At 75.6% G+C, this 10,492-nt stretch carries 7 protein-coding genes; all 7 read right to left on the bottom strand.

Annotated elements, in window-relative coordinates; all coding sequences use genetic code 11:
* The coding region (gene ftsW, locus FRCN3DRAFT_RS46520; protein ID WP_425343325.1) for a putative lipid II flippase FtsW at window positions 1–1,499 on the bottom strand (1,499 nt) is incomplete at its 3' end.
* A gap of 371 nt (window positions 1,500–1,870) precedes the next feature.
* A complete protein-coding gene (gene murD, locus FRCN3DRAFT_RS0227070; RefSeq protein WP_051467195.1) occupies window positions 1,871–3,280 on the bottom strand; it encodes a UDP-N-acetylmuramoyl-L-alanine--D-glutamate ligase in 1,410 nt (469 codons plus the stop codon).
* A gap of 110 nt (window positions 3,281–3,390) precedes the next feature.
* Window positions 3,391–4,461 carry a phospho-N-acetylmuramoyl-pentapeptide-transferase gene (gene mraY, locus FRCN3DRAFT_RS0227075; RefSeq protein WP_007520677.1) on the bottom strand — a complete coding sequence of 357 codons (1,071 nt, stop codon included), beginning with the start codon at window positions 4,459–4,461 and terminating at the stop codon, window positions 3,391–3,393.
* A gap of 266 nt (window positions 4,462–4,727) precedes the next feature.
* Complete coding sequence (locus FRCN3DRAFT_RS46525) at window positions 4,728–6,140, bottom strand: UDP-N-acetylmuramoyl-tripeptide--D-alanyl-D-alanine ligase (RefSeq protein ID WP_051466381.1); 1,413 nt, start codon at window positions 6,138–6,140, stop codon at window positions 4,728–4,730.
* A complete protein-coding gene (locus FRCN3DRAFT_RS0227085; RefSeq protein ID WP_007520536.1) occupies window positions 6,137–7,786 on the bottom strand; it encodes a UDP-N-acetylmuramoyl-L-alanyl-D-glutamate--2,6-diaminopimelate ligase in 1,650 nt (549 codons plus the stop codon). Before FRCN3DRAFT_RS0227085 ends, FRCN3DRAFT_RS46525 begins: the two co-directional genes overlap by 4 nt.
* Before the next feature lie 79 nt (window positions 7,787–7,865).
* Window positions 7,866–9,926, bottom strand: a complete 2,061-nt coding sequence (locus FRCN3DRAFT_RS0227090; protein WP_232794165.1) for a peptidoglycan D,D-transpeptidase FtsI family protein — start codon at window positions 9,924–9,926, stop codon at window positions 7,866–7,868.
* 44 nt (window positions 9,927–9,970) lie between these two features.
* Window positions 9,971–10,492 (bottom strand): cell division protein FtsL (gene ftsL, locus FRCN3DRAFT_RS49890; protein WP_483414351.1); only part of this gene is annotated, 522 nt, incomplete at its 5' end.

Consider the following 10,492-nt stretch of genomic DNA (forward strand, 5'->3'; position numbering starts at 1 on the left):
GACCGGCCCGGGCCACGGCGTCCTTGGCGGCCCTGCCGGGCGCGGCGGGCCTCCCGGCGCTCCTGGGCGCGCTCGGCCAGCAGCCGGGCCGCGGCCGGCTCCGACCGGGCGAACGCGAGCAGCATGCCGATCGAGAGCATGGTCGGCACCAGGGACGAGCCGCCGAACGACACCAGCGGCAGCGGGATGCCGGTGATCGGCAGCAGGCCGACGACCGCGCCCATGTTCACCACGGCCTGGGTGAGGATCCAGCCCGTCGACCCGGCGGCGGCCAGCCGCACGAACTGGTTGTCGGTGCGGTGCGCCACCCGCAGCCCGGCATAGCCGAAGACGCCGAACAGCAGGACCACGAGCAGGCAGCCGAGCAGGCCCAGCTCCTCGCCGATGATCGCGAGGATGAAGTCGGTGTACGAGGCCGGCAGCAGGTCGGGCCATTTCTCCCGGGACGCTCCCAGGCCCTCGCCCCACCAGCCGCCCGAGGACAGCGCGTAGATCCCGTGAACGGCCTGCCAGCCGCTGCCCTGGGCGTTTTCGAACGGGTCCCGGTAGGACAACAACCGTTCCAGCCGGTACGGCTCGATCACCGCCAGGATCGTGCCGATCACCCCGATCACCCCGAGCAGGCCGCCGTAGACCCGGCCGGGCGTGCCCACCACCCACAGCACGACGAAGAGCACCGAGAACACCACGATCGTCGTGCCCATGTCGGGCTGCAACATGATCAGGCCACCGACCAGCACCGTCATCGGCACGATCGGGATGATCAGGTGCTTCCAGTCGCCGAGCAGCCGGTGCTTCCTGGTCAGCAGGTCGGCCGACCAGAGCACCAGCGCGAGCTTGGCCAGCTCGCTCGGTTGCAGGGTGAGCGAGCCGACGCCGACCCAGCGCTGGGCGCCGTTGGACGACACCCCCAGCGGCGAGAGCACCGCCAGGAGCAGCAACAGGGCGACCCCCATGAGCGGGTAGGCGACCCGGCGGAACACCCGCAGAGGCATCCGGCTCGCGGCGAGCAGCACCGGCAGACCGATGCCCATCCAGGTCGCCTGCCGAACGAAGATCGTGTAGGACGAGCCGAAGGCCTCGAACGACCGCACGTTCGACGCCGAGAGCACCATGACCAGGCCGAGCAGCAGCAGCAGCCCGGCCGACGAACCAAGCAGGTAGTAGGAGGCCAGCGGGCGCTCCAGCAGCGGCAGCTTCGCCAGCGCCGCGCCCTGAGCCTCGAGGTCCGGCACCGGGCGCAGCAGGGCACGCCGCTGACCGGGCCGCACGGCGGCCGGCTGGCGCCGCCGTGGCTCCCGGCCGGTCTCGTCCTCGGCCGGGCGGGCCGGGCGGGCCGCGCCGGCGGCCTCGTCGTCCTGGGGTTTCGTCCCGGGGCGGATCCCGGGACGGCGCACGGCCGGCGCCATCGCGTCGCGCAGGTTCGTCGCCCGTCTGCCCGAGCCGGCCGGCGGTGTGGCCCCGCGGCCCGCGGGCACCCCTCGAGCCACGGTGGGCACGGCGGGCGACGGGCGTCCCTCACGCGCCGTGCCCGGCCTGCCCTCCCCCGGTGGTCTGCCGCGCGAGCCCGTGCGCGGGTCCCGGGCGGGTCCCTGCTGGTCGCGCCGCTCCGGGCGCGCCCGACCGCCGGGCGGATCCTCGTCGCCGGCCGCGGCGCGCGGGCGCGCGGACGCCCCGGCGCGCGGGCCACCGGCCCGGGGGGCGGCGGCCGATCTGGCACGGGCACGCTGGCCGGATGCCGAACCGGAGCCGGAGCCGGCACCGCCGGACCCGGCACCGCCGGACCCAGCACCCGGCCTGGAGCTCGGCGCCTCGCGCACGCTGCCGCCAGCCTCCTCGACTCTGTCGCTCCAGGGAGTGGCCCCCGGCCCTAGCTGTCCGGGGTAACGGTCCCCCGGATCGTCCGACGACGGGCCGCCGCGGCGAACAGGTCGCCACGTTCGGCATAGTCGCGGAACATGTCCATCGAGGCGGCGGCGGGCGCGAGCAGGACAGTGTCGCCCGTCCTGGCCAGACGCGCCGCGACCTCCACCGCATCGTCCATGCCCGTGGCCCTTTCTACGGGGACATCGGGGGCGTGTCGGGCGAGAGCCGTCGCGATCTCGTCCGCGCAGCGCCCGATCAGGACCACGGCGCGCAGCCGGTCACGGGCCAGCAGCACCAGCTCGTCGAACTCGAGGCCCTTGTTGAGACCGCCCGCGATCCACACCACCAACGGATAGGCGGTCAGCGACGCGGCCGCGGCGTGCGGGTTGGTGGCCTTGCTGTCGTCGACGTAGCGGACGCCGTCCGCGGTGACGACGTGGGCGTCGCGGTGTGCCCCCGGCCGGTAGCCGGCCAGCGCCGAGGCGATCGCGGCGGGCTCGACGCCGTCCGCGCGAGCGAGCGCGGCGGCGGCGAGCGCGTTGGCCACCAGGTGGCGGCCCGGCCCGGCACCACCGGGCGCCGGCGCGGCGGCACCCGGACCGGCGCCGGGGCCAGGACCGGGGCCGGTGAGCAGGTCGGCGACGGCGGCGAGCACCCCGCCGCCGAACGCGCGGTCGACGAGCTGGCCGTCGATGACCGTGACGTCGGCGCTGGCCGGGTCGAGCCCGAAGGTGACCCGCCGCCCGGGCGCGCGGGCGAGCAGCGCCGAGCTGACCGGGTCGTCGGCGTTGCCGACGGCGATCGTGGCCGGGTGCATCCAGATCCGCGCCTTGTCGGCGGCGTAGCCGTCGGCGCCGCCATGCCAGTCGAGATGGTCGGGCGCGACGTTGAGGATCGTGGCCGCGACCGGCGCCGCCGTGTCGGTGTAGTGCAGCTGGAAGCTGGACAGTTCCACCGCGAGGGTGTCGTAGGGCGGCTCGGCGAGCGCGGCGGTGACGAGTGGGGTGCCGATGTTGCCTGCTGTGGCGGACCGCCGGCCGGCGGCGGCGAGGATCGCGCCGAGCATCTCCGTCGTCGTCGTCTTGCCGTTGGTGCCGGTGATCGCGAGCCAGCGGGCGTCCGGCCGCATCCGCCAGCCCAGCTCGATCTCGCCCCAGATCGGGACCCCGGCGGCGCGCGCCGCGGCCAGCAGCGGGGTACCCGGCGGGACGCCGGGCGAGGTGACGACGAGCCGTGCCGCGCCGGGGCCGGGAGGCAGGCCACCGAGGGTGACCTCGGCGCCGGCGGCGCGCAGCTCGGCGGCGGCCGCGCGGGGCCGCTCCCCGTCGACGGCGTCGACGACGTGAACCCGGGCACCGAGACCGAGCAGGGCGCGCGCCGCCGCGGCGCCGGACACGCCGGCACCGACGACCATCACCGGCGCGCCCTTCAGCTCGTCGACCGCCGGCCCGCCAGCGGCGGACTGGCGGTCGCCACGGTGGCGGTCGGCGGGCCGGCCGCCACCCGTTCCGGCGCCCGGGGAGGTCACGGGTTACCGCCGTTGGAGAGGAACTCGGCGTAGAACAGCCCGAGCCCGAACGCGACCGCGAGCCCGGAGACGATCCAGAACCGGATGATCACAGTCGTCTCCGGCCAGTCGGCGAGCTCGAAGTGGTGGTGGATCGGCGCCATGTTGAACACGCGTTTCCTGGTCAGCTTGAAGCCCGCGACCTGGACGATGACCGACACCGTCTCGATGACGAACAGCCCGCCGAGGACGAACAGCAGCAGCTCGGTGCGGCTGACGATGGCAATGCTGGCGAAGGCGCCGCCGAGGGCGAGCGAGCCCGTGTCCCCCATGAAGATCTTCGCCGGGCTGGCGTTCCACCACAGGAAGCCGAAGCAGGAGCCCATCGCCGACGCCGCGACCAGCGCGACGTCGAGCGGGTCGCGCACGAGGTAGCAGCCGGCCTCCAGGTTGCCGGGCTCGCACAGGTTGCCGAACTGCCAGAACGAGATCACCACGTAGGCGCCGAACACCATCGCCGACGTGCCGGCCGCGAGCCCGTCGAGGCCGTCGGTCAGGTTCACCGCGTTCGACGTCGCCGCGATGATCATCCAGGCGAGCAGCGGGAAGCCGATGATGCCGATGGAGATGTCGGTGTCCCGCACGACGGAGATGAACGTGGAGCCGGGCAGCAGCCCGTCCGCGTTCTTGAACCGCACGGCCAGCAGGCCGAACGCGAGCGCCACGGCGGCCTGGCCGGCGAACTTCGTCCGGGCGGTGAGGCCGAGGCTGCGCTGCTTGCGGATCTTGATGTAGTCGTCGAGGAAGCCGACGCCGCCGAGCCCCGTCATCACCATCAGTACGAGCAGGCCGGACGCGGTGAACCCCGCGCCGGTGGCCAGGTGCGCGATGAAGTAACCGATCAGCGTCGCGGTGACGATGACGGTGCCGCCCATGGTCGGCGTGCCGCGCTTCTTCAGGTGGGTGGACGGGCCGTCCTCGCGGATCTCCTGGCCGTAGCCCTGACGGCGGAAGAGTCTGATCACCCACGGCGTGCCGAGCAGTGACACCACCAACGCGACCGAGGCCGCGACAAGAACTCCCCTCACCCGTGGCCGCCCCGGTCGGCGGCCCTCAGGGCTGCCAGCGCGCCCTCTGGCCCGCGGGCCCAGCTAAACACCCTTTCCCACGTCCCCTCGATCACGGCGTCTCTCGCGCCGTCTGTGCCGTCCCGTCGCCCCCGTGAGCCCGGTCGACGCTGTCTGACCGGTCGACGCTGTATGTCCGACCTGCCTCTCGGGGCCGGACTCCGTTGGACGTCCGGACGCCTTGGAAGATCCGGTCGTTGCCGTGGACGCGCCACCGCGCCGCCCGTTCACCGGTCGCCGCCCCCGTCGCCGCGGGGCTCGGCGAGCGCCCGCGCGAGCTTCTCCAGCCCGTAGGACCGGCTGGCCTTGACCAGCACGACGTCGCCGGCGCCGAGGCCGGCGGCGGCGAGCCAGTCGGCCGCCGCGGCGACGCCATCGACCCAGTCGGTCCGCGCCCCGGCTGCCGCGGCGGCTGCGGCCAGCGGGCGGGCCCCCTCGGCGACGGCCAGTACCCGGTCGACCCCGAGCCCGGCCACGAACCGGCCGAGCTCGGCGTGCTCGGCGTCGGCGGCCGCGCCGAGCTCGGCCATCGGGCCGAGCACCGCCCACGTCCGCCGCCGCGAGGCGGCCGGTTCGGCCGAGGCGCCGCCGAGGTCGACCAGCGCGCGCAGCGCGGCGCGCATCGACTCCGGGTTGGCGTTGTAGGCGTCGTTGACGACCACGAGCCCCGACGGGGCCGTCGTCACCTCCATGCGCCAGCGGCTGCGCGGCCGGGCGGCGGCGAGCGCCTCGGCCGCGGCGGCGGGCGTCATCCCGACGGCGCCGGCGGCCGCCGCCGCCGCCAGGGCGTTGCTCACCTGGTGGGCGCCGACCAGCCCGAGCGTCACCCGGTGGCGCTCGCCGCCGGCGAGCAGGTCGAACGACGCCCGGCCGGCGCGGTCGATCTCGACGCGCTCGGCGCGCACGTCGGCGCCGGCGGCTCGGCCGAACGTCACCACCCGGCCGGCCGCCCTGGGTCGCATCGCGGCGACCAGCGGGTCGTCGGCGTTCAGCACGACCGTGTCGGTGGCGGCCTCGGCGAGCTCGCCCTTGGCCCTGGCGATGCCGGCGCGCCCGTCGGCGTACTCACCGACGTGCGCCGAGCCGACGTTGAGCACCAGCCCGACGTGCGGCCGGGCGACCGCGCAGAGCGCCGCGATGTGGCCGATGCCGCGGGCGCCCATCTCCAGGGCGGCGTACTCGGTCGTCTCCTCGAGGCGCAGCAGCGTCAGCGGCAGCCCGATCTCGTTGTTGAACGAGCCGGGCGGGGCGATCGTCGGGCCGAGCACGCCGAGCAGGTCCGCGAGCAGGTCCTTGGTGGTGGTCTTGCCGGACGAGCCGGTGACGGCGAGCACCGCGGCCTTCGCGAGGTCGCGGACGTGCCCGGCAAGCGTCACCAGCCCCGCCGCCGGGTCGGCCACCAGCACCGCCGGGACGCCGACCGGGCGGGCCGCGAGCACCGCCGACGCCCCGCTGGCGGCCGCGGCGGCGGCGAAGTCGTGCCCGTCGGCTCTGTCCCCCGGCAGCGCGACGAACAGCGCGCCCGGTTCCGCCAGCCGCGAGTCGACGACCACCGAGGTGACGAGTGCGTCCGGCTCGGCGCCACCGTCGAGACGGCCGCCGGTGGCCGCGGCCACCTCGGCGAGCGTCACCGGGATCACCGGCGCACCACCGGTGTCCCCGAGCCCGCGGCGCCTGCCGGACCGGCCCGGCCGTCACCGACCCGGCCGCCGCCAACCGAACCGCCGAGCGTGGCGGCGATCGCCGCGGCGAGCGCCGCACGGTCGTCGAACGGCGTCACCACGCCGTGCTGCTCCTGCCCACGCTCATGGCCCTTCCCCGCGACAACGACCGCGTCGCCGGGGCCGGCCTCGGCGACGGCGGCGGCGATCGCCTCGGCCCGGTCGGGGATGACGGTGACCTTCGCCGCCGTGCCTGCCTGGCCGGCGCCGGCGCTCATCTGGGCGAGGATCTCCGCCGGGTCCTCGGAGCGCGGGTTGTCGTTGGTGAAGAACGCGAGGTCGGCCTGCCGCGCGGCCGCGGCACCCATGAGCGGACGTTTGGCCCGGTCCCGGTCCCCGCCGCAGCCGAGGACGACGATCAGCCGGCCGTCGACCAGCCCGCGAACCGACGTGAGGACGGTCTGCACCGCGTCCGGGGTGTGCGCGTAGTCGACCAGGGCGAGGTAGGACTGCCCGGCCTCCACCCGCTCCATCCGGCCGGGGACGCCGGCGAGCTCGCCGATCCCGGTGGCCGCGGCCTCGGCCGGCACCCCGGCGGTCACCAGCAGCGCGAGCGCGCCGAGGGCGTTGACGACGTTGAACCGCCCGGGCAGCCGGACCTGGACCGGGACCTGGAGCCCGCCGGGCCCGCGGGCGGTGAACGTGCTGCCTCGCTCGCCGACGACCAGGTCGTCCAGCCACCAGTCGGCGGGCGGATCGGGCGCGTACGTGACGGCCCCGGGGATGCGGGCGGCCAGCTCGGGCCCCCAGGGGCCGGTGGCCACGTCGGTGCCGATGACGGCGGCGGCGGACCGCTCCGGCTCGAACAGCTTCGCCTTCGCCTCGAAGTAGTCCCGCATCGTGGGGTGGTAGTCCAGGTGGTCCTGGCTGAGGTTGGTGAACAGTGCGCCCGCGAACCGCAGCCCGTCGACGCGGTGCTGCGCCAGCGCGTGGCTGGACACCTCCATCGTCGCCGCCGTGACCCGCCGCTCGACCATCAACGCGAACAGCGCCTGCAGGTCGGCGGACTCCGGGGTGGTACGCACCGAGTCGAGCCGTTCGTCGCCGACGCGGGTCTCCACGGTGCCGAGCAGCCCGGTGTGATGGCCGGCGGCGCGCAGGCCCGCGTCGATGAGGAACGCCGAGGTGGTCTTGCCGTTCGTCCCGGTGACGCCCAGCAGGGTGAGCTGGCGCGACGGCTGGCCGTAGAGCCAGTCGGCGACCAGGGCCAGGTCCTGGCGCGGGTTGTCCGTCACGACCACCGGCACCGCGAGGGCGCCAGCGAGGATCGCCGCGCCCGCCGGGTCGGTGAGGACCGCGGCGGCACCCGCGGCGACGGCACCCGCGGCGAAGGTGGCCCCGTGCGCGTGGGCACCGGGCAGCGCGGCGTACAGGTCACCGGGACGGACGGCGCGCGAGTCGTGGGTGACACCGCGCAGCACGACGCCGGCGGCGGCGTGAGCCGTGGCGCCGGGCGGGCTGGGCGCGCCGGCCGACGCGAGGCTCCCGAGGCCGGCGAGCAGGCCGTCCAGCTCGGGGAGCGTCCGCGCCGGCGGATGGGCCGGGCGCAGGGCCGGAGGGGTCACGCCGTCGACCTTAGTAGGGCACCTGGCGAGGCCTCACGCCTGCCGTGGGTGTCGCCTCGTGGCCGTGCCGGCCGTCCGTTCATCCGGATGGCGGCGAGCCGCCCGCCGCCGGGTTCGTCCCCTGCCCGCCGGTAGCGTCCGCCGGGGCCGCGCCCGCCGGGGCCACCGCGCCGTCACCGGCCCCGCCGGCCGTTGTCTGGTCGGTGGTCCTCCCATCGGCGGCCGTGCCGGGCTGGGTGAGCGGCAGGTGGGGCGCCGCGGAGCCGGCCGGTGGCACGCCGAGCGTGGCGAGGGTGAAGGTCATCACCTTCTGGAACGCCGGCGCCGCGGTGAGACCGCCGAAGTGCTCCGCCTTCGGGTTGTCCAGGACGACCGCGATCACGACCCGCGGGTTGTCGGCCGGGGCGTAGCCGATGAACGAGGAGACGTAGCTCTGCCCGTTCGGGCCGAAGTAGCAGCCGCAGGACGGGATGATCTGGTTGGCGGTGCCGGTCTTGCCGGCGACCCGGTAGCCGGGCACGGCGGCGGCGGGCGCGGTGCCGTTCGTCGTGATGACCTGCTCGAGCATGTCGGACAGCGTGCGCGCGGTCTGCTCGCTCACGACCCGCACCCCCGGCGCCCGCTGCGTCGGGACCATCGCGCCGCCGCTCGCGCCGATCGCGTCGACCAGCCGCGGCGTCATCCGCACCCCGCCGTTGGCGATCGTCGCGTAGACCGTCGCCATCTGCAGGGCCGTCACACTCATCCCCTGGCCGTAGGCGACGGTGGCCGCCTGCGAGGCCGACCACTTCGTCGACGGGGCCAGCTGACCGCCGCTCTCGCCGGGGAAACCGAGCCCGGTGGGCTGGCCGAGGCCGAAGTCGCGCATGGTCGCCTCCAGCCCCGCGGCGCCGACCTTCTCCGAGATCAGTACGGTGCCGATGTTGCTGGAGTGGGCGAGAACCCCGGCAGCGGTGAGCTGCAGCGTCCCGTGCGTCTCCGAGTCGCCGATCGGCGAGCCGCCGCGGCGGATGCTCGGAGGGACCGTGACCGGGGTCGTCGCGGTGATCAGGCCACTGTCGAGCGCGGCGGCCATCGGGATGACCTTTTCCACGCTGCCGGGCTCGAACGCGAACGCGGTGGATCGGTTGCCGAGCGCGTCGGAATTGGCCGCGCCGACGTTGTTCGGGTCGAAGTCCGGGGAGTCCGCCATCGCCAGGATGTCCCCGGTGTGCGGATCCATGATCACGATGGTTCCAGCGACGGCCTGGTTCTCGCGCACCGCGTCGGCGATCGCCGTCTGCGCCTCCCACTGGATGTCGGTGTCCAGGGTGAGCCGCAGGTCGGAGCCCTCGACGGGGGCCTTCTCACTGCTGTGTGCCGACGGGATCTCCCGCCCGGCCGGGTCGGTCTCCAGGGTGCGGGTGCCGTCCCGGCCGCGCAGGACGTCGTCGTAGGCGAGCTCGATCCCGCCGTTGCCCACCAGCAGGTCGTTGTCGCCGAAACGGGTGTAGCCGATGACGCCCGCCCCCACCGAGTCGTTCGGGTAGACCCGGCGGCGCTCGTCGAGCACGCCGACGCCCTTGAGGTCGAGCTTCTCGACCTTGGCCTTGACGCCAGGGTCGAGGCCCCTGGCGATGTAGACGAACAGCAGCTTGCGGTCGCGGGTGATCCGCTTCTCGATCGTGTCCGCCGGCTGCCCGACGAGGGGGGAGAGCTTGGCGGCGACGGCGGCGGGGTCGGCGATGACGCTGGGGTTGGCGTAGACGGCGCGGGCGTCGACGTCCTGGGCGAGGGTCGCCCCGTGCCGGTCGGTGATCTCGCCGCGGACCGCCGGCAGGGTGATCTCCTGCATCCGCTGCTTCTCCGCCTGGCGGGCGTAGGTGGCGGCGTTGAAGCCCTGCAGCTGGGTCAGCCGGCCTGCGAGCGCCAGCAGCACCACCACCAGCATGACGACGCCGATACGCAGCCTGCGCCGCGAGCTGGCCAGCGCGCGGCGCCGCGAACCACCCGGTGGCCGCCGCCGCGGCCGCTGGCCGCCCGGTCCCCGACGGGCGGCGGCCGCCATCGCGGCCGCCGCCCGGGCCACCTGCGGCCGGGCGCGGTCGCTCCTGGTCGGCCGGCCGGCCCGCGCGGAGCCGGTACGCGCCCCCTCCGTCACCAGCCGCAGGCGCGTGCGACCCCCGGGCGGGAGGAGCGTGGAGCTCACCGGCCGGACGTCCCCGCTCCCGCGGCGGCCGTGCCCTGGCCCGGCTGCACGCCCTGCCCCTGCTGACCGTCCTGGCCGGCGGGCTGACCGGCCGCGGCGTCCGCGGCCGGCTGCCCGGGGGCCGGGACGACGTAGAGGATGACACCGCCGTTCGCGTCCCCGCCGCCGGCGACCACGCGGGCGCCCGACGGCAGCGGGGTACCCGCCGGCACGTACCGGGGCAGGCCGCCGGGCATCATCCCGAGGGCCTGCGCCCGCGCGGCGAGCGCGCCCGGCGCGGACAGCCGGTCGGACTTGACGGCGAGCGCCTCCTCCTCGTCGGCGAGCGCCGAGGAGGTGGCCTGCAGCGAGTGCTCCTGGAACGCGTTCTCGCTCAGCGCCGTGTTCAGCAGCAGCAGGCAGACGAGGCCGCTGCCCATGAGCACGAGCAGCAGGATCACGAACGGGGCCCGCGGTGCCCGCTGCGACCGGGCTGCCTTGGCCCGCGCCCGAGCCAGCGCCGTCGGCCCCGGCGCCGG

The sequence above is a fragment of the Pseudofrankia saprophytica genome, from assembly GCF_000235425.2.
Taxonomy (GTDB): Bacteria; Actinomycetota; Actinomycetes; order Frankiales; family Frankiaceae; genus Pseudofrankia; species Pseudofrankia saprophytica.

Bases quoted from the DNA above. Each gene is read 5' to 3' on its own strand.
- murD (WP_051467195.1), bottom strand. From the start codon at position 3,280: ATGGTCGTCGGTGCCGGCGTGTCCGGCGCCGCGGCGGCGCGCGCCCTG.